The organism is Pseudomonas ekonensis (genome assembly GCF_019145435.1).
GTDB lineage: Bacteria > Pseudomonadota > Gammaproteobacteria > Pseudomonadales > Pseudomonadaceae > Aquipseudomonas > Aquipseudomonas ekonensis.
On the sequence record NZ_JAHSTS010000002.1, the window covers coordinates 296,507 to 319,118 of the forward strand.

At 67.7% G+C, this 22,612-nt stretch carries 18 protein-coding genes; 5 read left to right on the forward strand and 13 right to left on the reverse strand.

Translation table 11 applies throughout. The features are described 5' to 3' along the window. Positions 1-7: 7 nt before the first annotated feature. The 6 genes from KVG96_RS14290 to KVG96_RS14315 all read right to left on the reverse strand — a co-directional run bounded on the left by KVG96_RS14290 (position 8) and on the right by KVG96_RS14315 (position 11,627). Positions 8-1,582 carry a cytochrome c/ABC transporter substrate-binding protein gene (locus tag KVG96_RS14290; RefSeq protein ID WP_217892728.1) on the reverse strand — a complete coding sequence of 525 codons (1,575 nt, stop codon included), beginning with the start codon at positions 1,580-1,582 and terminating at the stop codon, positions 8-10. A 9-nt stretch (positions 1,583-1,591) separates the two neighbouring features. Beyond that, on the reverse strand, positions 1,592-2,212 hold the full coding sequence (locus KVG96_RS14295) for an SCO family protein (protein ID WP_217892729.1): 621 nt from the start codon (positions 2,210-2,212) through the stop codon (positions 1,592-1,594). Beyond that, the gene (locus KVG96_RS14300; protein WP_217892730.1) at positions 2,209-2,859 is read right to left on the reverse strand and encodes an SCO family protein; all 651 of its coding nucleotides are present in this window, start codon (positions 2,857-2,859) and stop codon (positions 2,209-2,211) included. Before KVG96_RS14300 ends, KVG96_RS14295 begins: the two co-directional genes overlap by 4 nt. 13 nt (positions 2,860-2,872) lie before the next feature. Further along, a complete protein-coding gene (locus KVG96_RS14305) occupies positions 2,873-4,738 on the reverse strand; it encodes a YncE family protein (RefSeq protein ID WP_225927461.1) in 1,866 nt (621 codons plus the stop codon). A gap of 221 nt (positions 4,739-4,959) precedes the next feature. After that, positions 4,960-10,800, reverse strand: coding sequence for a manganese-oxidizing multicopper oxidase MnxG (gene mnxG / locus KVG96_RS14310; protein WP_217892732.1), 5,841 nt, complete (start codon positions 10,798-10,800; stop codon positions 4,960-4,962). Between the two features lie 203 nt (positions 10,801-11,003). Further along, the gene (locus KVG96_RS14315) at positions 11,004-11,627 is read right to left on the reverse strand and encodes a lytic transglycosylase domain-containing protein (RefSeq protein WP_217892733.1); all 624 of its coding nucleotides are present in this window, start codon (positions 11,625-11,627) and stop codon (positions 11,004-11,006) included. A gap of 206 nt (positions 11,628-11,833) precedes the next feature. Between KVG96_RS14315 and gspG the strand changes: the two genes are divergently transcribed. From gspG to KVG96_RS14330, 3 genes are all read left to right on the forward strand, one after another. Further along, entirely contained in the window at positions 11,834-12,268 is a 435-nt protein-coding gene (gene gspG, locus KVG96_RS14320; protein ID WP_217892734.1) for a type II secretion system major pseudopilin GspG, read from the forward strand. Positions 12,269-12,282: 14 nt separating this feature from the next. After that, a complete protein-coding gene (locus tag KVG96_RS14325; protein ID WP_217892735.1) occupies positions 12,283-13,470 on the forward strand; it encodes a type II secretion system F family protein in 1,188 nt (395 codons plus the stop codon). A gap of 75 nt (positions 13,471-13,545) precedes the next feature. After that, the gene (locus KVG96_RS14330) at positions 13,546-14,100 is read left to right on the forward strand and encodes a hypothetical protein (RefSeq protein ID WP_217892736.1); all 555 of its coding nucleotides are present in this window, start codon (positions 13,546-13,548) and stop codon (positions 14,098-14,100) included. Positions 14,101-14,241: 141 nt separating this feature from the next. Here the strand turns inward: KVG96_RS14330 and KVG96_RS14335 are convergent, their stop codons facing one another. Further along, on the reverse strand, positions 14,242-15,141 hold the full coding sequence (locus KVG96_RS14335) for a LysR family transcriptional regulator (protein WP_085707406.1): 900 nt from the start codon (positions 15,139-15,141) through the stop codon (positions 14,242-14,244). Between the two features lie 158 nt (positions 15,142-15,299). Here KVG96_RS14335 and KVG96_RS14340 point away from each other — a divergent pair, with 158 nt between their 5' ends. After that, the gene (locus KVG96_RS14340) at positions 15,300-16,316 is read left to right on the forward strand and encodes an alpha/beta hydrolase (RefSeq protein ID WP_217892737.1); all 1,017 of its coding nucleotides are present in this window, start codon (positions 15,300-15,302) and stop codon (positions 16,314-16,316) included. Between the two features lie 95 nt (positions 16,317-16,411). Here the strand turns inward: KVG96_RS14340 and ycaC are convergent, their stop codons facing one another. The 5 genes from ycaC to KVG96_RS14365 form a co-directional block, all read right to left on the reverse strand. Further along, a complete protein-coding gene (gene ycaC, locus KVG96_RS14345; RefSeq protein ID WP_217892738.1) occupies positions 16,412-17,038 on the reverse strand; it encodes an isochorismate family cysteine hydrolase YcaC in 627 nt (208 codons plus the stop codon). Between the two features lie 69 nt (positions 17,039-17,107). After that, positions 17,108-18,946 (reverse strand): amidohydrolase, encoded by a 1,839-nt coding sequence (locus KVG96_RS14350; RefSeq protein WP_217892739.1) that lies wholly within the window; start codon positions 18,944-18,946, stop codon positions 17,108-17,110. A gap of 45 nt (positions 18,947-18,991) precedes the next feature. Continuing rightward, positions 18,992-19,618, reverse strand: a complete 627-nt coding sequence (locus KVG96_RS14355) for an antibiotic biosynthesis monooxygenase (RefSeq protein ID WP_085633792.1) — start codon at positions 19,616-19,618, stop codon at positions 18,992-18,994. Further along, a complete protein-coding gene (locus tag KVG96_RS14360) occupies positions 19,611-20,027 on the reverse strand; it encodes a DoxX family protein (RefSeq protein ID WP_217892740.1) in 417 nt (138 codons plus the stop codon). Before KVG96_RS14360 ends, KVG96_RS14355 begins: the two co-directional genes overlap by 8 nt. Before the next feature lie 300 nt (positions 20,028-20,327). Beyond that, positions 20,328-21,251 carry a LysR family transcriptional regulator gene (locus KVG96_RS14365; RefSeq protein WP_217892741.1) on the reverse strand — a complete coding sequence of 308 codons (924 nt, stop codon included), beginning with the start codon at positions 21,249-21,251 and terminating at the stop codon, positions 20,328-20,330. Between the two features lie 211 nt (positions 21,252-21,462). Here KVG96_RS14365 and KVG96_RS14370 point away from each other — a divergent pair, with 211 nt between their 5' ends. Continuing rightward, positions 21,463-21,864, forward strand: a complete 402-nt coding sequence (locus tag KVG96_RS14370; RefSeq protein WP_217892742.1) for a helix-turn-helix domain-containing protein — start codon at positions 21,463-21,465, stop codon at positions 21,862-21,864. A 7-nt stretch (positions 21,865-21,871) separates the two neighbouring features. Here KVG96_RS14370 and KVG96_RS14375 read toward each other — a convergent pair whose 3' ends face one another. Further along, on the reverse strand, positions 21,872-22,441 hold the full coding sequence (locus KVG96_RS14375; RefSeq protein ID WP_217892743.1) for a flavodoxin family protein: 570 nt from the start codon (positions 22,439-22,441) through the stop codon (positions 21,872-21,874). Positions 22,442-22,612 lie beyond the last annotated feature (171 nt).

Below are 22,612 nucleotides of genomic sequence, written 5' to 3' on the forward strand. Positions count from 1 at the left end.
GCTCCGGTCAGGGGATTTCGACAACGGGTTTGTAGGGGGCCACCAGATAGAAGCGCAGGTCCGGCAAGTCGATCGTCACCACATGGGCCCCGCTCAGCCCCAGCCGACGTCCGGGGCCGAAGCTGATGCGCGGGGTCAGGCCGGTGTCGAAGTCGTGCAGCCCCTCCAGCGCCGCCACCAGTTTTTCGCGGCTGGCGTCGCGCCCGGCCTGCTTCATGCCTTCGCAGAACAGCAGCATCGAGGCGTAGGCGCCCACTTGCAGCACCGCATGCTGGGCGCCGAGGCCCTGATGCTCGCGCAGCAAGGTCAGCGCCAGGCGACCGGCCTGGGTCCAGTCGCTGGGCACAAACGGATAGGCCAGGAATACCCGTCGGGAGAAGCCGTCCGGCACCTGCAACAGATCCCCGGCCACCTGGCTCGACGCGGCGAACAGGTACGGCACCTGCCCGGCCTTTTGCAAGCCGTTCGCCAAGCGGCTGAACCCGCCGCCGCTGCCCAGGTAGAACACCGAGCGCGAGCCCAGCGGCACCGTGCCGGCGGCCGCGTCGTAGGGTTGCACCTGCACCTTCTGCCAGCCGTGGTTTTGCAGGTAGCGGCCCAGGGCCTGGGCCGCCTGCGCCTGGCCCGGGTCGGCGGGATAGGCGATCAGCGTCGGCCCCTGCAGCACCCGCAGGCTGGCCGTGGCGTAGTCGGCCAGCGCGATCAGTTGCTCGCGCAGCCCCGGCAACGGTTCGAAGATCTGCGGGCTGGACGGCATCGGGCCTTGCAGCGAGAGCGGTCCGATCAGCGGCAGGCCGGCCTGCTCCAGGCGCGGCGCCAGTTCGCTGTCCAGCGCCGGGGCCAGCGGTGCGATCAGGGCGAACACGTGCTCGTCGTCGATCAGCCGTTGCAGGGCCTGTTCGGCGCTGGCCCGGTCGGGGCCGGGGTCGGCCACGGTCAGGCGCAATTGCCGGCCATGGATGCCGCCCGCCTCGTTGATCCGCGCCACGCTGCCGTTGAGCACCGCCGCCACCGTCGCGCCCTCTTCGGCCAGCGGGCCCTGGCTGGGCAACAGGGTGCCCAGGTGCAGGGTGTCCGCCTCCAGCCCCGGATCGCGCTCGTCGGCCAGGCGCTTGAGGTACGCGGTGAGGTTGCGCAGGTCCCTCATCGACAGCAGGAAGCGCGGCATGCTCGCATCCAGCCGATGGTTGGCGGGGTCGCGGCCCTGCTGGATCGCCCGCGCCAGGCTGCCGTCGTCGTAGGCCGGATAGCGGCGACCGTTGACCTGCTGGCCGTGGGCGCTGGTCAGCCGAGCCCAGTTCAGTTCCGGCGGACGCACCCCGCCCTCGGGCCGGCCGAGGCCGTCGGCGCCGTGGCAGTTGGCGCACGGCAGGCTGGTGGCCGGCAGCAGCACATCCGCCGCGCCGACCCTCGCCATGATCGGCTCGCCGCTGGCCGACAGGCCTTCGCGGTACAGGCGCTTGCCGGCGCTTTCCTCGTCGGTCAGCGACAGCGCGCCCGCGACCAGGCTGAAGCCGGCGAGCAGGATCAGGACAAGCAGGCGGAGGATCGCGACCGGGAATCCTGCGGGAGCGGTTTTCATGGCCTGGCCTCAGCGTCCGGCCACGGGCATCGTCAGCAGCTGCAAGCGCTGCGCGATGGCCGCTGCGGGGGCGTCGGGGCGGATCTTGCTCCAGCGCTTGTTGGCCACATCACCGACGATCAGCTGGGTGGAGTGCTGCTCCGGAGTCGGCACGATCTGGCCGATGCGGCCGAGCACGAGGTCCATCTGCGCTTTGTCACCGGTAAGAAAAAGCCAGTGAGGGTCATCGGCGCCCTGCTTCAAGGTGTAAGCCTTGAGCACCGCCGGCGTATCGCGCAGCGGGTCACTGGTAAGGGAAATGAAGGTGACGCCGTCGGCCTTGTCGCCCAGCAGTTCGCGCACTTCCTTGAGCTTGCGGGTGATCAGCGGGCAGGCGTCGTTGCAGCTGGTGAAGATGACGTTGAGCAACACCACGCGGTTGTGCAGGGCATCGCTGTAGAAACGCAGGGTCTGGCCGTGCTGATCCGTCAGCGGGGTGTCGGTGAACCAGGTCTTCGCGTCGTGGGTGCCTTTGGCCGGGGCGGCGCTGGCCGAGGCGGGGACTGACTGCACGTGGCCCTCGTGGGCGAACGCGACGAGGCTGAAAATCCAGAAGCACATGGTCAGGGTGATCCAGTCGAGGGTTCTCATGGCTGTTGCTCCATGGCGATGGCCGTGTGTTTGGCGTGGGTGCGCAAGCCGCTGAGCTTCTCCACTTCCTTGGCCAGCAGGGCCGGGTCGGTGAAGCCGTAGTAGCGCATCCAGTGGCGGCTGTTGCCGTCGCCGACGAGGATCAGCGGCTGATGGTTCTTGAAGTCACCGCTGAAACTGCCCAGGCCCTTGAGGGTGGCCTCGATGGACCGGGGCGAGCCGGTGAGCCAGCTCCAGCCCGGCCCCCGCTGGAAGGTGCGGGCGTATTCCTGCAGGCGCTTGGGGTCGTCGCGCTGCGGATCGATGCTGATCGACACCAGTTGCACCTCGCCGCCGACCCGTGCGCCGAGCTGCTTCTGCACCTTGCCCATGATCGACGAGACCACCGGGCAGACCGTGGTGCAGCTGGTGTAGATGAAGCTCATGACCACGATCTTGTTGTGCACCAGATCCTGCTCCAGGTGCACGGTCTTGCCGTTCTGGTCCACCAGGGGCACGTCGGCGAACTTGACCTGGGCGTGTTCCTGAGCGCTGGCGGCGGGCGCCTTGTGGCCGGCGTGCTCGTCCGCCGAATGGGCGCAGGCCTGGTGGATGCCGACGCTCAGCAGGCACAGGGTGAGCAGGCTGCGGGATGCGAATCGCTTCATGGTGGCGTCCTCGTCACTGAGTCTTGCCGGGCTGCACCCGGACACTGGCAAAGGTCTTGTCGTCGAAGCCGGCGCCCAGCGAGGCGGCGCGCACGTGCAGGTACCACGCGCCGCTGCGGTCGAGGGTCACGGGGGCTTCATAGATCCCGTCGGCGACTTCCAGCGCCGCCACCGTGCGGGGGCGCGAGGTGGGCGCGAGGAAGTAGCGCAACTGCACGTCCTTCACCCCGGCGCGTGCGGCGTCCTGCTTGCCCTGCACGATGCGAAAGCGCACCACGTAGGGGTCGTTGAGCGTCACGGCGGTCTTGTCCAGCAGGAACTCGACCTTGGGCGTTCCGGCGTGCCGGGGCTGGGCGCTGTCCGGCTCCACCTGCGCGGTGAAGCAATGGATGAGGTTCGGCTGGTTGAGCAGGAACGCCACGTCGAAGCGCCCGGCCGCCGGCAGCTTGACCCGCGCGCTGTACAGCCCGGGCTCCACCTCGCGCAGGCTGCGGTCGACGACCAGCGCGGCCCGGGCCGACTGGCCCCGGTTGGGGTAGCCGGACATCGGCGCGTTCATGCCTTCGGCGTAGAAATAGGTGGTGTTGTCCACGGGGTTGACCACGAACACCGCGTTGTCGTCCCGCGCCACCGCCAGGCTCGACGCCAGCGGCAAGTCCCCGGCCAGCCGCGGCGGCTGGGGCCCGGCCTCGAACCCTTGGCTGATCGGCCGGCGCCCCTCGCCCAGGGACGCGAGGTTGATCATCGTGACCTTCGGCGACGCCAGGCCGCGCACGTAGGCGTAGGCCCGGGTGAACACCACTTGATAGGGCTCGGCGGACACCTCCAGGTCATGGATGGCCGCGTCGTTGGCGGCGTCGATCACCGTGGCGCGGTTTTCCACGGTGTTGAGCACCACGCCGAAGCGGCCGTCGGCGCCGAAGCCCATCGGCCCCAGGCCCTGCTGCAGCTTGATCACCCGCCGCACCGCGTGGCTGACGCTGTCGATCACGGTCACGGTGCCGTCCTTGCCGTCGGCCACGTACACCGCGCCGGACAGCGGCGAGTACGCCACCGACAGCGGACTGGCGCCGGTCTTGACCTGTTTGAGCAGGCTGAGGCCGGCGACGTCGATGACGCTCAAGGTGCCGTCGTCGCGGTTGCTGACGAACGCGAAGCGGCTGTCCTTGCTGAAGGCGATTTCGTGGTGGCCGCGGCCGGTGGCCAGGTGCTTGAGCGGCTTGAGGCTTTGGGTGTCGATCACCGTGACGCCGGACTCGTCGGCCTTGGCCGCGTTGTTGCCGACCCACAGCAAACGCTCGTCCGGCTGCAGCGCCACCCGCACCGGCTGGCTGCCGGCGGCGACGGAACCGCTGACCTTGAACCGTTCGCTGTCGATCACCGCCACCTGCCCCGCCGCCGGCATCGACACGAACACCTGTTTGTTGTCCTTCGGCGTGACCCAGTCCATCGGCGGCCCGGCCAGTTCGATCCGTGCCAGGGTGCTGGTGATGCCGCCCACCGACACCGACGGGTCGACCACCGAAAGGCTCGCGTCGCGGTTCATCACCAGCACGAAGTAACTGTTGAGGTCGAGCAGCGGACGCGCGCCGATGTTCGACTTGAGGAACACCCCGACCCGCGCCTTGCAGCTACGGTCGCGGCCCTGGGCCTGGTCGGCGGCGACGGCCTGCGGATCGATCCACGCCCCCGGCGCCACGCCGGACAGCGGTTGGCCGGAGGCGGCGTCAGCGATGCGGAACTGCACGTCGGCGAACCCGCCTTCGCGCAGGGTGCCGTCCTCGGCGAGCGGCCGCAGCGCGAAGTCCACCTTCACCCCGTCCCGGGCCAGGGTCTGCACCTCGTCGGCCTGCGCCAGCGCACCGGTGACCGCCAACATCCACGCACTGATTCTGATGATCCAGCTCATACCGCACTCCCTCCGACTCATGGCCAAACCCGACCGCCCGCAGCCCCTGTAGGAGCGAGCCACCGGCCCATCGCCGCCCCCTGTGGGAGCGGGCTTGCCCGCGATGGCGCCAGTTGCCGCACCACCCAGATCCGCGTCGTGCCCTTCGCGAGCAGGCTCGCTCCTACAGAAAAGCCACCTGTGCACCGCCGCTATTGCCCCGCCGGCGCCGGCTCGGGCTCGTTGGTCACCCGCAGCAGGCCCCACAGCCCGGCGGTGTTGCCGAACGAGGCGTTGTCGCGGAACAGGTAATCCCCCGGTATCGCGTTGCTGCCCCCGGCGCTCGGCAGCATGAAGCTGAAGTGCGCCGCCGGCAGCACGCTCTCGCGGGCGCCGATGTACATCGACATCGGGTTGTAGCCGAACTTCACCGAACCCACGCCGGGCGCGTTCATCGGGTAGCCGCCGACGTCGCTCTTCTCCGACAGGAACGGGTTGACCGACCACAGGTGCCCGTCGAGCTGGAAGGTCGAGCCGCGGCTGCCGCCGGTAGGCATCAGGATGTGGGTGCGCAACGGCTGCCCCGGTTTGGCGTAGAACACCGGCGTCTGCGGATCGCCGCCCACCAGCGCGTTGCTGTAGGCCATGTGCGCGTTCGGCACGTCGCCGTAGCCGTGGCCGTCGGCGCGGCCGAACGGTGCGTCCGGCGCCAGCCCGAAGCGGTACCACATCGGTTCGGCCTTGTAGTTGATGGCCATGCCGGCGTTGTCCTTCGGATCGTTCGGCACGCCCAGGCCTTCGGAGGCGATGCCTTCCACCGGCCGGCCGTTGGCCCAGCGCAGGTTGAGGGCGCGCTGCCAGACCATGGCGAAGTCGCGGTAGGCCGACTGCCCCGCCACCGTCACCGTGGCCGCCACTTTGCGGGCGTCATCGACCCAGGTGGCGCCCATCGGCAGCACGCTCATCGCCCCGCCCAAGCCTTTCTGCGGCTGCTTGATCACATCCGCCGGGGTGAAGTTGAGACCGCCGAACTCCACCGCCGTGGCGTTGATGTTGTCGACGTTGCGCCCCAGTTGCGTCACCGGTTTGCCTTCGCGCTCCAGGTGCCCGGCGTAGTACTGATAGGTACGGGTCGGGTAGGCACCGCTGTTGCCGATGCGCGGCGGCACGGTCTGGATCGGGTTGGCGCCGACGTTCACGCCGTCCGACTTGGTGATGTCGTAGGCCAGCAGTTGCGCATGCAGGCCCACATGGCTGGACGGCCGCAGCAGGTTGTTGTTGAACGTGGTCGAGCCGTCGCCGCCGTTGCGGTCACGCTTGGCCAGGCCTTGCAGGATGGCGGTCTGGGCCAGGTCGGGCATCACGCTCGGCAGGCGGTTCTCCAGGGTGACGTTGATGCAGTCGCCGGCCGCCGCCCGCAGCACCAGCGGCTCCACAGGCACGCCGGGCTTGAGCTTGCCGGTGGCCGGGTCGAGGTCGGACTTGCGCACGTAGAGGATCGCGGTCGGGTCATGGATCGGCCCGCTCTGGCCGCCGAGGGTGATCGTCTGGCCGTCCTCAGGATCGGTCACCGTCACTTGCGGGATGCTCACCGGCCGCGAGTTGAACACCAGCGTGCCGCCGGCCGGGTTCAGCGGCCCGCCGACGTGCTGGCCGAGCCCGGCCGGATCGCCGATGGCCAGCGCCAGCGGGTTGCGCAGGATGTCGTTGGCCAGCGCCGCGACCACTTCATAGTTGCGCTGCACGGTGGGCCGGGTGCCGATGCCGTTGGGGTTGGCGCTGATCCGCGGGCAGGTGCCGTCGAACGCCACGGTGTTGCGCATGCCGGTGGGCTTGGGGTTGTTCGGCAGCGCGAACAGGTCGTTGCGCTGGGCGGTGTAGTTGCGCATCACGCCCCAGATGCCGTTCCAGTAGCCTTCGATCGAGGCGTCCATCGAGTACAGGTAATCCCCGGTGGCGGCGGCGGAACTGGAGAGCATCGACACCGGCGCGATGAAGCCCATCTGCTCGGAGATCCCGACCATCTGCGAGGCGCGCCAGCCGGAGTTCGAGCTGTTGCCGAACCCGGACCCGCTCTGCAGCCACTTCACGCCGTGCAGGGTGACGTTGTGCTCTTCCTCATGGCCGCCGGCGTGCACCCGCAGCCGCACGTTGTCGCCGGTGTAGGTGCGCAGCATCGGCGTGAACGGATCGCCGGGCTCGGCGCCGCCTTTGTTGATGTGCGGCGGGAACAGCGTGGTGCCGCCGGTGGGCCCGGTGGCGGAGTTGATCAGGTTCGGGGCCAGGTTCATCGCCGGGATCGCCCGGTCGGTGCGGCTCTGCATGGCGTAGGCGAGGTCGCCGCCCAGGCCGTCGGCCTGCATGCCGCGCTTGCCGTCGGGGCCGACCTTGTTCGGGTCGAACACCCGCAGGGCCAGCGGCTCGTTGCGGTAGTTGACGACGAACATGCCGGGGTCATCCACCGAGATCGCCTGCGGGCACGGCCGGCTCGGGCAGCCGGGCTTGATCCCGCCGCGGGCCTCGACCACCGCTTCGAGCAGGTTGCCGGCGTTGTTGCGCACCGGCGGGTTGATCGCGAAGCGGAAGCTGTCGGCGGTGGCCGGGAACGCCTGCGCATCGGGAATCCCGTTGGGGCCGGCGCCCACGTACACGCCGGCTTCATAGGCGTGCTGGAAGTCGCTGTACTCCAGGAAGAACTCGCGGAAGCTGTCGTTGAGGCCGTCGCCGTCGAGGTCGCCGGTGTTGATCACCGCTTGCCACGAGGTCGGCCCGCCGTCCTGCCGCGCCCCGCTGTAGAGCGGCTCGCCGGTCTCGGCGTGGAACCAGGTGGAACCGGCGGGCTCGGCCAGCACCGTGGCGTACAGGCCGATCTGCTGGTGGGTCGACGGGCCGAGGTGGTCGTGGGTGAAGATCGTGCCCAGGCCGCGGTCCACGCCTTTGGTGTTCACCACCGGGTCGACGAACCAGCGCTGCATCGCCGTGCGCGCGCCCAGCCAGTCGCTGCGCCCGTACTGGCCGAAGAACGGATGCGCACGGGCCTTCGGACAGGCCGGCGTGCCGTCGCGCGGGTCGCTGCCTTCGCAGCCGTTGAAGGCGCGGATGGCATGCACGCGCTCCTGCACGGCGCCGGGGGAAAGCACACCGTCCTCATAGTTCCAGCCGTTGGAGGAACCGTCGGCGGCGGTCAGGTCCCACTTGGGCAGGTGAATGTGCTGGCCGATCACGTCGGTCGGAGTGCGCACCTGATAGTCGTCCATCTCGTAGACGGCCGGCACCAGGTTGGTCTGCTGGTACTGCACGCAGTCGAAGGTGTTCATGCGCATCACCAGCGGCTCCGGCGGACGCTGCTTGGTGATCACCGGCCAGGCGTCCTCCCACAGCGCCAGGATGCGCGCCTGCGGGAAGTGGTAGCCGACCTTGTTGTACACCGCGTCGAACTGGATGTTGGCGGCCTTGTAGACCCGCGGGCGGTCGGCGGTGAAGCTCGACGAACCGACGAACGACAATCCGTCGAGGCGCTCGCCGCTGGCGAACTCACCGCTGCCGGCGCTGCCGGTCAGGCGCTTCTGGCGGTCGTCCATGCACGGCTCGTAGTACGGCGCACCGGCCACCGGCAAAGCGCCGTTGGTGCGGAAGGCCTTGGCCACCACCTGGTTGCCGGGCAGCAAGGCAAAGCTTGGGTGATCCTTTTTCGCGTGGAAAGCCATGGCGGCCTGTTCGACCTCGGTGCCCTCCTCCGGCAGATAGATCGGCCTGGCCCGCACCACTTCCTTGGAGAAGTCCAGCGAGGTGGTCACGGTGTGCGCCTCGCCGCCTGCGGACTTGCCGTCCAGCGCATGGCGCGGCAGGCCGCCGTCCCAGCCACCGGACTGGTTCGGGTCAAGGTTGGCCCACAGCGCCTTGCCGCTGGCCTTGAGCGCCTGCGCGGCAGTGGCGTCGAGCATGTCCAGCGGCGGAGTCGGCGGACGTTGGCCCACCGAGCTTTCCATGCCGCCGATCCAGAACGGATAGCCGGGGTTCTTCAGGCTGCCGTCGGCGTTGCGGTTGGCCTCGCTGCGGTCCACCAGGGCCAGCGATCCGATCGCCTGGCCTGCGTCGTCGCCGCCGTGGTGCCCGTCATCGTCTGCGTCTTCCTCGTCGTCATCCTCGTCGTGGCCGGCGACCAGGGTCTCGCCGACCTTCGGCACCACCACGACCTTGCCGGGCATCGGTGCCATGGCCTTGCCGGGCAGCGGCACCACCGCCGGGATCGGCGTGCCGGCGATGATCTCTCCGTCGGGCAAGGCCCGCGCCCCGGCCGCCGGCTTGCCGCTGCGCAGCGCATAGGGTTCGCTGTGGAAGCCGTCGGCGCCCTGCTGCGACACCTCAAGCCGGGTGCCTTCCTCGAACACGTCGTGCACCCGCCACATGGCCCACATGCCCTGGGCGAAGTGCGGATAGAAATGGCAGTGGAAGATCGCATCCCCGGCCACCCGGTTGCGGTTGCCCGAGCCGCCGTTGGCGATTTCGTAGGTGTAGCCGGCGCCCGGGCCGATGCCTTGGGCATCGACGTAGTCGGAGTTGTCGTCGTTGGGGTTGAACAGCCACTGGTGGCCGTGCAGGTGGAAGATGTGGTGCTCGTAGCCGTTGTGGGTGTTGCGGAACTTGACGAAGTCACCGATGTAGCTGTGGTTGACGTTGGAAGGCTCCGACGGGTACAGCGCCATGGTCGCCTTCACGCCCACCTGATCGGCGCGCGGGGTCTGGCCCGGAGCGATGTTCTCAAGGCCAGCGTTGGCCGGCACGTCCACCAGCATCGCCACGTCGCCCACGGTGTGCGAGCTCAGGAAGAACTCCTCATAGGCGCACGACAGGCAATCGTGCATCGGCCCCACGCCCAAGCGGTTGGCGATGACTTCCGCGCCCATGCCTCCGGCCCCGTAGTTGATCATGAACGAGTCGCGGGTCGGCTCCAGCACATGGCCCATCACCGGGTCCGCGAAGTACGCCGGGAAGGCCTGGGTGACGGCGGTCTCGTCCTGGAACTGCGCGGCGAAATCGCGGAACGGCTCCAGCCGGTTGGGCAACGCCGGGTTGCGCTTGCCCACCGATTCCAGCGGATAGGTGACCGGCGGGAAGCTGCCGTCGGGGTTGCTGCCCATGACGATGGCGTCGCTTTCGCTGGAGATGATTTCGCTGCCGTCGACCATGGCGATGATCGGCGATCCGGCCTTGCCTTCGCGCAGCCAGGGTTCGCGCTGCGGGTAGCGGGCCTGGTAGTCGACGACGGGGTGGCCGGCCGGCGTGCGGCCGGTGCTGGCCAGGCGCATTTCTTCTTCGGTGACGGTGTTGCGGTAGGTGCGGCCGCCCTTGGGCACGACCACCACTTGGGCGAACAGGCCGTTGGCGTTGTTGCCGGCCGCCCCCTCGCCGCCGAAGGTCGCGCCGCGGCTGCTGACGTCGAAGGCCCCTTCGCGCTCGGCGAACAGGGTGTAGGAACGGCTCGCGCCGGGGGCGGCCAGGCTGTTGCCGTTGCGGCCGGTGAACGAGGCGATGTCGTCGATGCCGTTCACCGCCTGCAAACCGTTGACCTGGAACCCGACATGCCGGTCGGCCACTTGCTCATCGGCCTTGAAGGCCTCGCCGGCGTTGACGTTCTCCAACGCGTCTTCGCCCTCTTCTTCACCGCCCTCGGCCCAGTGGTGGTTCGGGTTGGCCTGGTAGGCCAGCAGGTTCTGCAGGTTGACGGTCAGGCAGTCCCCCGCCGCCACCCGCAGCACCAGCGGCCGCGGACGCTTGTCGGGACGCAGCGAGACCTTGCCCGGCACCGCCGCGCCGCCCTGGGCCAGGGACACATTGCGGTCATCGACCACGTCCCGGCGCAGGGCGAACATCATGCCGTTGACGTTCTGCGCGCCCAGGCGGTTGAACATCAGCGGCTGATCGAACGCCACCACGTTGGCCACCAGGTTGCGCTCGCAGCGCACCGCCGCGCTGGCCAGTTCGACGCTGAGCATCGAGGCCAGCAACAGCATCCAGTTCAACAGGGACGGAGCGTGGTGGATGCCTACCATGATCACAGACCTCGCAGTGGGTGCTCACAGGGAATGATTCTCGACAAAGCCTTGGGAGCAATCCGCGTGCCACAAAAAATTCGGTTATTTCTCAAACACTTGCCGCGACGACTTGAAGAACCGGGGAATATTCCCCACCCGTTTCCCCGGTTTTCCGGGCCTCGCCCGTTGCCCCGAAGTTGGGGAACGACCGGTGCGCCGGCCTACAGCGGCGCATCGTCCGCCAGCCCCTGAAGACGCCGGTACTGGCGCAGGACGCTGGGCACGTAACGCTGGGTTTCGGCGAACGGCGGGATCACCCGGCCGCGGCTGAGCACCGCGTCGGGACCTGCGTTGTAGGCGGCCACGGCGAGGGCGATGTCGTTGTCGAACAGGGTCATCAGGCGCTTGAGGTAACGGGCGCCGCCCTGGATGTTGGCCTTGGGGTCGTAGACGTCCTTCACCCCCAGCTCCCGCGCAGTGTCGGGCATCAACTGCATCAGCCCACCCGCGCCCTTGGGCGAGGTGGCGCCGGGGTTGTAGTTCGATTCGGCGTTGATCACCGCGTGCAGCAGCGCTTCGGGCAGGTGATTGGCCGTGGCCGCCGCCGACACCAGTTCCGCGTAGGGCTGGGCGGCGATCATCTGCGGCTGCCGGTCGGCGCCGGCCAGCGTGTTGCCGGGTTCGTGGATCACCCGCTCGTAGGTGCGTCCGGGACGGTGGACGTTGGACAGCACATAGCTGCCCTTGGCGTCCACGGAGACGAACACATCGGCTTGGGCGACAGCGGTCAGGAACAGGCCGCCGAGCAGTCCTGCGGCGAGCAATCCGGTGGCGAACGGTTTCATGGTGGGCCTCCCCGGAACGGCGCTGAAAATTGGGGGAAATGCCCCACTCACCGGTCCTGGAACCCTCTTACGCAAGCACTGTGCCGACTTGCGCAAGGCCCGTGGCGCAAGGGCCCCGGCCCAAGTGCAAGGCCTGAGCACGGCTATTGCATGAGCCGTCGGGCAAGCCCTCGCAGCGACCCGGCTGCCCGCCCACGGAGGTCATCATGAAACGGTGTTTGCGTTCGTCACCGCGTGCCCAGCACGGCTTCACCCTGCTCGAACTGCTGGTGGTGCTGGTGGTGCTCGGCCTGCTGGCCGGGATCGTCGCGCCCAAGTACTTCGCCCAGTTGGGCCGCTCCGAAGTGAAGGTCGCCAAGGCGCAGATCGAGGGCCTGAGCAAGGCCCTGGACCTGTACCGGCTGGAGGTCGGCCACTACCCCTCCACCGAACAGGGATTGCAGGCGCTGGTGACCGCCCCGAGCGACGAAGCGAAGTGGACCGGCCCGTACATTCAGAAAAAACTGCCGCTGGATCCGTGGGGCCGCGCCTACAGCTATCGCTACCCCGGCGAAAACGCCGAGTATGACCTGCTGTCCATGGGCAAGGACGGCCAGCCCGGCGGCGACGGCGAAAACGCCGAAGTCACCAACTGGCAATGAGCGGAGCGCCGAGCATGCGTTTTCATCTGAAGGCGGTGGGCAAGGCCGGGGTGGTGTCGCTGAGCGTCGAGGCGCCCGGCCAGAGCGAGGCGCGGCGCATCGCCGAGGAGCAGGGCCTGCGCGTGGTCAGCCTGCACGCCGAGCGGCACTGGCGTTCGTTGCGCCTGCGCCAGCGCGAGACGTTCAACCTGGTGCTGTTCAGCCAGGAGCTGACCACCCTGCTCAACGCCGGCCTGCCGCTGATCGACGCGCTGGAAAGCCTGGCGGAAAAAGAGACCGCCCCCGCCGCCCGCAAGACCCTCAGTGAGCTGGTGCGCCTGCTGTACGAAGGCAAATCCTTCTCCCAGGCGCTGGGGCAACTGTCGGCGGTGTTCCCGCCGCTGTACGTGGCGCTGGTGCAGTCCAGCGAGAAGACCGGCGCGGTGGGCGATGCGCTGGGCCGCTACGTCAGCTACCGCCAGCGCATGGACGAGGTGCGGCAGAAGATCGTCAGCGCCTCGATCTACCCGTTGCTGTTGCTGGTGGTGGGCGGCGGCGTGGTGCTGTTCCTGATGGGCTACGTGGTGCCGCGCTTCAGCCTGGTGTTCGAAGGGCTGGGCTCGAACCTGCCGTGGCTGTCGCAGATCCTGATGGGCAGCGGGATGTTCCTGCATGCGCACCAGGGCGAATTCTTCGGCGCCCTGGCGGCGCTGGTCGTGACGCTTGCGCTGCTGCAGAAGCAGCCGGCGTTTCGCCGGGCGCTGGATCGGCTGGTGGAACGGCTGCCTGCCGTGCACCAGCGGATCTTCATGTATGAACTGGCGCGGTTCTACCGCTCGCTGGGGATCCTGCTGCAAGGCGGGATCCCGCTGGTGACCGCCATGGGCATGGTGCGCGGCCTGCTCACCGTGGCCTCGCGCACGCGGCTGGACCAGGCCTGCGAGCGGGTGCGCGAAGGGCAGTCGCTGTCCGCCGCGCTGGAGCTCAATCGGCTGGTGACGCCTGTGTCCCTGCGCCTGCTGCGTGCCGGGGAGCAGTCCGGCAACCTGGGCCAGATGATGGAGCGCAGCGCCGATTTCTACGACGAGGAGATCAGCCGCTGGATCGAATGGTTCGTGCGCCTGTTCGAACCGCTGCTCATGACGTTCATCGGCCTGCTGATCGGCGTGATCGTGATCCTGATGTACATCCCGATCTTCGAACTGGCCTCAAGCATTCACTGACCCCGGGAACGGGTCGGACTGACGCGACAACGCACATCCACGTTCCCAACCCAGACCCACAAGACGGAGAACGATATGCACATTCAAAAGCTCATGCTCGCAATGGCCATCGGCGCGGTTCTGTCGGCTTCCACCGTATTGATCCCGGACAACGTGTCCGGGGTGTCCAGCGTTCAGGCCAAGGAAGGGGGAAGTGGCGGCGGAGGCGGTGGTGGTGGCGGAGGTAGTGGCGGTGGCGGTGGAAACGGCGGTGGCGGTAATGGCGGCGGGAACGGTGGTGGCCATGGCGGCAGCGGCGGCGGTGGCAGCGGAGGAAGCGGCGGCAGCGGCAACGGCGGCAACGGCGGCAGTCATGGCGGTAGCGGCAGTGGCGGCAACAGTGGCCACAGCGGCAGCGATCACGGCTCCGGCCACTCGGGCGACTCGGCCTCCTCCGGCCGCAGCGGCACCCATGCCGAACCCGGCGACGATCACGGCGTTCACCGCGCCGGCGAAGTGGGCGATGACCATGGCGTGCACCGCGCCGGCGAGGTCGGTGATGACCGGGGCGTGCACCGCGCCGGCGAGGTCGGCGACGACCGCGGTGTGCATGTCGGCGGCGAGCCCGGCGACGACAAGCGCGCCAACTGAGCCGGCCTGACCCGCCGCCATCGCCAGCAGGCTGGCTCCTACAAAGTACGCGGGGCGCACGCAGGATCTGCGGCCTGCGCAAATACCTGTGGGAGCTGGCTTGCCGGCGATGAGGCCAGCCCAGCCAGCATCACCGCTCGCTCACAACACGCAATGCGCCGGATCCAGCCGCTCGCGCAGGAACTCGATCAGCGCCTGCACCGGGCGCGACGTCTGGCGGTGCTGCGGGTACACCGCCGACAGCGTCAGCGGCTCGGGCCGGAACTCGTCCAGCACCGGCACCAACCGCCCGTCCTTCAGCGCCGAACCGACGATGAACGTCGGCAGATACGTGATCCCCATCCCCGCCACCGCCGCGTCCCGCAGCAGTTCACCGTTGTTGACCCGCATCCGCCCCGCCACATTCACCAGCAGCGGCTTGCCCGGTCCGGCGTTGAACCGCCACTGCACCGAACGGCCATGGCCGTACGGCAGGCAGTCGTGGCCATGCAGGTCTTCAGGCTTGAGCGGCGTGCCGCGCTCGGCCAGGTACGCGGGGCTGGCGCAATACACGCGCTCGATGGCGGCGATGCGCCGGGCGATCAGGGTGGAGTCCTCCAGCACGCCGATGCGCAGCGCCAGGTCGTAGCCCTCACCCAGCAGGTCCACCGGCCGGTCGCTCAGGTCCACTTCCACCGTGACCTCCCGGTAGCGCTGCAGGAACTGCGGCAGCAGGCACCCCAGATGGGCCACGGCAAACGACAGCGGCGCACTGAGGCGAAGGGTGCCGCGCGGTTCGGCGGTCTGCCCGGCGATGCCCTGCTCGACCTGCTCCACTTCGCCGAGCAGGCGCAGCGCCGATTCGTAGTAGCTCTGGCCCAGCGGCGTGACGTCCAGGCGCCGGGTCGAGCGGTTGAGCAAGCGCACGCCCAGGCGCTCTTCCAACTGCATCAGCCGGCGGCTGACGAACTGCTTGGACAGGCCCAATTGATCGGCCGCCGCCGTGAAGCTGCCGGAGTCCATGACCTGGCAAAAGATACGCATGTCTTCAAAGGGGTTCATTGTCACTCCATGGTGGACAGTCAAACGCTTTATAGCCGCTTTTTCACTTCCTGGCACTTCAATAATCTGTGTCCACAGTGTTGCTGAGGCCGGAACCCAGTGCCGCAGCAGCCCGATCCCAATACAGAAAACGCCAACGATTGAAAAAGGAATTGACCATGAGCCTCAAGCACACCCTCACCGCCTCCCTCCTCGCCCTGTCCATCGGCAACGCATTCGCCGCCGGCAGCCCCGGTGTCGAGCACAACACCCAAGCGTTCCTCGACGCCCTCGCCGCCGGCGGCGGCAAGCCGCTGGAGCAACTGAGCCCCAAAGACGCCCGCGCGGTGCTGACCGGCGCCCAGGCGTCGGTGAAGGTCGACCTGTCCGGCGTTGAAGTCAGCGACAAGGCAATCAAGGCCGACGGCCAGACGATCAACTTGAAGGTGGTGCGCCCGGCCCAGGTCAAAGGCGATTTGCCGGTGTTCATGTTCTTCCACGGCGGCGGCTGGGTGCTGGGCGACTTCCCGACCCACCAGCGCCTGATCCGCGACCTGGTGGTCGGCTCCGGCGCCGTCGCGGTGTACGTCGACTACACGCCGTCGCCGGAAGCCCGTTACCCGACCGCGATCAACCAGGCCTACGCCGCCACGAAATGGGTGGCCGAGCACGGGCAGGAGATCGGCGTGGACGGCAAGCGTCTGGCGGTGGCCGGCAACAGCGTAGGCGGCAACATGGCGGCGGTGGTCGCTTTGAAGGCCAAGGAACAGAACACCCCGGCCCTGCGTTTCCAGTTGCTGATGTGGCCGGTGACCGACGCCGGGTTCGATAACGGCTCGTACCGCCAGTTCGCCGAAGGCCACTTCCTGACCAAGGGCATGATGCAGTGGTTCTGGGACAACTACACCACCAACCCGGCCGAGCGTGCGCAGATCCATGCCTCGCCGCTCAACGCCAGCGCCGACCAGCTCAAGGGCCTGCCCGCCGCGCTGGTGCAGACCGCCGAATTCGACGTGCTGCGCGACGAAGGCGAAGGCTACGCCCGTCACCTGGATGCGGCCGGTGTGCCAGTGACGTCGGTGCGCTACAACGGGATGATCCACGACTTCGGCCTGCTCAACCCGCTGAGCCAGATCCCGGAGGTCAAGGCAGCGGTGCGCCAGGCGGCGGCGGAACTCAAGACCCATCTCAACTGAGCGAGGTGAGGGAGCTTGCTCCCTCGCCACACCGCTTTTCCTGTTTCAACGACACAAAAAAATGCCCGCCATCGGCGGGCATTTTTCGTTGCCGCTTACTTCGAGGTGAACTTGGTGTAGCTGTTGATCAGGTTGCGGTAGTTGGGCAGGCGCTCGGACAGCAGGTTGGCCAGGCCTTCCATGTCGTTGCGCCAGTCGCCCTGCAGCTCGCAGGCCACGGCGAACCAGTTCAGCAGGTGCGCACCGGCGGCCGACATGCGTGCCCAGGCAGCCTGTTGCACGGTGGTGTTGAAGGTGCCGGAAGCGTCGGTCACCACGAACACTTCGAAGCCTTCAGCGATGGCCGACAGGGTCGGGAACGCCACGCACACGTCGGTCACCACGCCGGCGATGATCAGTTGCTTGCGGCCGGTGGCCTTGATCGCCTTGACGAAGTCTTCGTTGTCCCAGGCGTTGATCTGGCCAGGACGGGCGATGAACGGCGCGTCCGGGAACTGCGCCTTGAGTTCCGGCACGATCGGGCCGTTCGGGCCGCTGTCGAAGCTGGTGGTGAGGATGGTCGGCAGCTTGAAGAACTTGGCGATGTCGCCCAGGGCCAGCACGTTGTTCTTGAACTCGTTGGGCGAGAAATCCTGCACCAGCGAGATCAGGCCGGTCTGGTGGTCGACCAGCAGCACAACGGCATCGTCTTTGTTCAGGCGTTTGTAGGGAACGTTGCTCATGTGAAACTCCTCGGTGGATGGTTGTTGCGGGCAGCGCCGGCCCTGCGGGCCGACGCCTGGTTGTCAGGGTCAGAACGCGAAGCACGAACAGCCGAACGCGCCCCAGAAGCCGGCGAAGTCACTGACCGGCACATTGGACATCCGCGCCTTCTCATGGCTGTGGGTGTGCACGGCGCACGGGCCGCTGCACTGGTGCACCTGCGCCTGCAACGGCGCGTTCGGGCGCCAGTGGCCGGGCACTTTCGCCACCGGCGACCAGTCCGGCAGCACCGGCAGGCCGGCCGGGCCGAGCTTGTCGAAATCGCCGGCGCCGTAGACGATCTTGCCGCCGACCACGGTCAGCACCGATTCGATCCACTTGATGGCCTCTTCCTCGACACTGAAGAAATCCGCGCTGAGGGCCGCCAGGTCCGCCAGTTGCCCGACCTTGATCCGGCCCTTCTTGCCTTGCTCGGACGAGAACCAGGCACTGCCGTGGGTGAACAGCTCCAGCGCGGTCTCGCGGGGCAAGCCCTCTTCGTACAGCGCCAGCCCGCCGACGGTGCGGCCGCTGACCATCCAGTACAGCGAGGTCCACGGGTTGTAGCTCGACACTCGCGTGGCGTCGGTGCCGGCGCCCACCGGCACGCCCTCGGCCAGCATGCGCTTGATCGGCGGCGTGGACTCGGCGGCCTGCTTGCCGTAGCGGTCGACGAAGTATTCGCCCTGGAACGCCATGCGGTCCTGGATCGCGATGCCGCCGCCCAGCGCCCTCACCCGCTCGATGTTCTGCGGGGTGATGGTTTCGGCGTGGTCGAAGAACCACGGCAGGCCGTTGAACGGGATGTCGCGGTTGACCTTCTCGAACACGTCCAGCATGCGGCTGATGGATTCGTTGTAGGTGGCGTGCAGGCGGAACGGCCAGCGCTGCTCGACCAGGTGACGCACCACCGGCTCCAGTTCCTGCTCCATGGTCTGCGCAAGGTCCGGGCGCGGCTCGAGGAAGTCTTCGAAGTCCGCCGCCGAGAACACCAGCATCTCGCCGGCGCCGTTGTGCCGCAGGAAGTCATCGCCCTGGTGCAGCTTGACGCTGCCGGTCCAGTTCTTGAAGTCGGCCAGCTCTTCTTTCGGCTTCTGGGTGAACAGGTTGTAGGCGATGCGCACGGTCAGTTGACCGTCCTTGGCCAGTTGTTCGATCACCTGATAGTCGTCGGGGTAGTTCTGGAAACCGCCGCCGGCGTCGATGGCGCTGGTCAGGCCCAGGCGGTTGAGTTCGCGCATGAACTGGCGGGTCGAGTTGACCTGGTACTCCAGCGGCAGCTTCGGCCCCTTGGCCAGGGTCGAGTACAGGATCATCGCGTTGGGACGGGCCACCAGCATGCCGGTCGGGTTGCCGTTGGCGTCGCGCACGATCTCGCCGCCCGGCGGGTTCGGCGTGTCGCGGGTGTAGCCGGCCACACGCAACGCGGCGCGGTTGAGCAGCGCGCGGTCGTACAGGTGCAGCACGAACACCGGGGTGTCCGGGGCGGCCTGGTTGAGTTCTTCAAGGGTCGGCATGCGCTTTTCGGCGAACTGGAACTCGTTCCAGCCGCCCACCACCCGCACCCATTGCGGGGTCGGCGTGCGGTCGGCCTGCTCCTTGAGCATGCGCAGCGCATCGGCCAGGGACGGCACGCCTTCCCAGCGCAGTTCGAGGTTGTAGTTCAGCCCGCCGCGGATCAAGTGCAGGTGCGAGTCGTTGAGGCCGGGAATCACGCAGCGCCCTTTCAGGTCCACCACTTGGGTGCCCGCGCCTTTGTGCGCCATGGCTTCGGCATCGGTGCCGACGGCGACGAAGCGCCCTTCCTTGATCGCCACGGCGCTGGCCAGCGGCTTTTCGCGGTCTACGGTATGAAATTGGCCATTGAACAGAATCAGATCGGCGTTCATCGCAGTTCCTTCGACAAAAGTGAAATGGAGCGGAACCCGCCCGGCTCAGCGCGGCGGATTGGCGTTGGATTCGTGGTGCCCGTGGGCCCGGCCGGCTTCCAGCCAAGGCGCGAACAGGCGAGTGGCGCGGGGCATGCACACGTACACCACCGACAGCACGATGGTCAGGGTGATCAGGAAGGTCGCCACCACGTAGTTGGACAAAAAGGCGTTGAGCTTGAGCAACGGCCCCCAGATCAGCGGCACCAGCAACGTGTGCGGCAAAATCACCAGCAGCGTCACCACCGCCTGCTTCCAGCGCGGCGGCGGCGAGGCGGCGTCGGCCAGCGGCGCGAACCAGAATTCGTTGACCGGGTTGACCTCGGTCTGGTCGCCGTCGGCCAGCATCGGCGCGGCCTCCTCCACCAGCGCCTGGCGCTGCGGCGAGTCGAGCCAGCGTTGCATCGCCTCGGTGGAGCAGTAACGCAGCACGCAGGTGAACAGCGCCAGCCCGCCTTGGCGGCTGCGCATCACATCCACGCCCAGGTGGCCTTCCTCGCGGCCCGCCACACTGACGATGTTGCGCAGCCAGGCCTCGTAGGGCTGTTCGAAGCCGGCCTTGACCCGATGCTTGATGATCAGGGTCACCACTTCATCGGTGCCCGGTTTCTTGGCGGATTGGGTTTCAGGCATAACGGAGCACTCCGGGCAAACGGGCACCGAACGCCAGCCGCCCTGGACCTGCGATCAATACCGTGGAAAAGAGGATCAGCAGCAGCCAGCCGAACTGCCCCTCGGCCACACTCCATTGCGGGTGCACCAGCAGCAGCGCCACCAGCAGCACAAACAGAATAGGCAAGCAGGCCAATCGCGCCAGGACACCGGCGACGATCAGCAGCGGACAGAGGACTTCGGCGAAAATCGCCAGCAGCAGCGTGAGGTGGGGGCCGAGCCGGAACGGGTCTTCGATCAACTGCAGCTGCTCGCTGAAGTGCAACAACTTGGGCAAGCCGTGCACCCACAGCAGGAACAGCCCGCCGGCCACCCGCAGGAACAGCAAGCCGAGGTTTTGCGCCTGTTCATCCCGTTGCGAAGCGTTCATGGCACAGCCCTTGATCAATCATTGGGCTGGATGATGAACCGGCGCGATGAAGAAAAATTGAATGGACGTGCTCTCTTGCCCCGCCGCGTCTGTGTTGCGCACATAGCCGCGCAGGCGCCGGCCTGCTGGCGATGGCGTCGGGTCAGGCACCGGTGATGCCGGCAGTGCCGGCCCCATCGCTTGCAGGCAAGCTCCCACAGGTCTTTGCGGTGGCCACAGTTCCTGCATGTACCCCGCGCACTGTGTGGGAGCCAGCCTGCTGGCGATGGCGTCGGTCACTGCACAGCCGGCCTGCGCTACCTACACCGCCGGAATATCCAGCTCCTTCGACATGAACTGACTGATCCGCGACCGCAGCCATTTCTCCGCCGGATCGTTGTCATGCACCCCGCTCCACGCCATCGACAGTTGCGCCGCATCAATGGGGAACGGCGGATCCTCGGCCCGCAGCGCGCAGCCTTCCACCAGCGCACACGCCGCGTAGTCGGGCACGGTGGCGATCATTTCGGTGCCGGCCAGCAAGGCACGCAGGCCGCTGAACTGCGGCACGCCCAGCACCACCCGGCGGGTGCGGCCGACCTTGGCCAGGTCCAGGTCGATGTTGCCGCTCAGGTCCCCGGAGAACGACACCATCGCATGGGGCCGCGCGCAGTATTCGTCCAGGGTCAGCGGCCCCGGACGGTCGTCGCCGCGCAGCACCTTGCAGGGAATGTCGCGCAGTTTCTTGCGCTTGGCGTTGGCCGGCAGGTCCGTGGTGTAGCTCACGCCCACGGAGATTTCCCCGGACGCCAGCAGCGTCGGCATCAACAGGTAGTTGGCGCGGCGTACCACCACCACGATCCCCGGCGCCTCCTCCTGCAACTGACGCAGCAGCGGCGGAAACAGGCCGAACTCGGCATCGTCCGACATGCCGATGCGGAACACGTCGCAACTGGTGGCCGGGTCGAAGGCCTTGGCCCGGCTGACCGCGCCGGAAATCACGTCCATCGCCGGCTGCAGCTCGTCAAGGATCGCCAGGGCCCGGGCGGTCGGCTCCATGCCGCGGCCGTTGCGCAGCAGCAACGGGTCGTCGAACAGATCCCGCAGGCGCCCCAGCGCGGCGCTCACCGCCGGTTGGCCCATGAACAGTTTTTCGGCGACGCGGGTCAGGTTCCTTTCGAACATCAGCGCTTCGAAGATCACCAGCAGGTTCATGTCGACGCGGCGCAGATCGTTACGGTTCATGGACGTTTTTTTCCTTATGGGGTCAGGCGCAAGTGCTGCGCACTTTACCCGAACGGCGGTGACGGGCCATGCGCGTTTGCGGCGGAATTAACAACGTTTAACTCGCAAGCCTTCATCCCCCCGCCGAACAATGAATCCCTCTGCGCAGCGTTGTTTTTTCGACCTGAGGGAAGGCGCTGACCGTGCGTTCCCCCCGACACGGACTCTGGCCATGGCTCACCTACAGCAAACGCTCGCCCGCACGCCTGCCGGCGATGCGCCCAAACCTCAGACCGGCGGCCTCAGCCCGCAGCGGGAACGCTTGGTCAAACAGCTGATTCTCGAACGCCTGGACCAAAGCCTCGAAGTCACTGAGCTGGCCCGCGCCTGCGCGCTGTCGCGCAGCCACTTTTCCCGTGCCTTCAAATGCAGCACCGGGCTTTCGCCCCAGGACTGGATCCGCGCCCAGCGCATCGCCCGGGCCAAGCTGCTGATCCAGCACACCGACCTGAGCCTGACCCAGATCAGCCTCGAATGCGGCTTTTGCGATCAGGCGCATTTCTGCCACATCTTCACCCGCAGCGAAGGGATCAATCCGTTCGCCTGGCGCTGCCGGGTGGTCAAAGGGCTCTGATCCCGGCTCAACGCAGCGCCATGCGCTGCGCCAGGCGCGCCACCCGCTCGCCCAGATGGGCGGCGGTGCGACGATCCTCGACCGGCGGCACTTGCTCGGGCGGCCGTTCGACGCACGACTGGGACATGGCGCCCAACGAACTGCCGAGCCGGTTCAACTGTCCGTCGAACGATCCTTGGCAAGAGCGCGCCGGCAACAGGTCCAGGCCGACCCAGATCATCGAGTGCTGCGCAGCGAACACGGCCATTTGCTGGAGGGTGCCGTGCTTGTCGCCGCACAGGCTGCCGGAGTTGGTGAAGCCCGCCGCCAGCTTGTCGCGCCAGGGCCTGGCCAGATAGAACGCGGCCGTGGCCTCCATGAACTGCCTGAACGCCGCCGACGCGCCGCCCATGTAGGTCGGCGCGCCGAAAACGATCGCGTCGGCGCGGTGCAGCCATTCCCAATGCGCGTCCACGTCCTCCACGGCGATCAGCCGGCAAGTGCTGCCCGAGTGGCGCGCGACCCCCGAGGCCACCGCTTCGGCCATGACCCGGGTGTGCCCGTAGCCACTGTGATAGACCACCACCACTTCGCTCATCGCAGCGTCCTCCGGACGTATGCATTCCTTTGCCCGCAGTGTTGGGGCGAGGCCGGCCCGGGACGAGTTAATCGTTGTTAATTTTTTCCGGTCGTCGGGCGGGCCGGTGCAGGTTTCGGCCTTTAAATACAGTGGGTGCGCCCCCGATCGCTGCCGGAGCCCTTCGCCAGC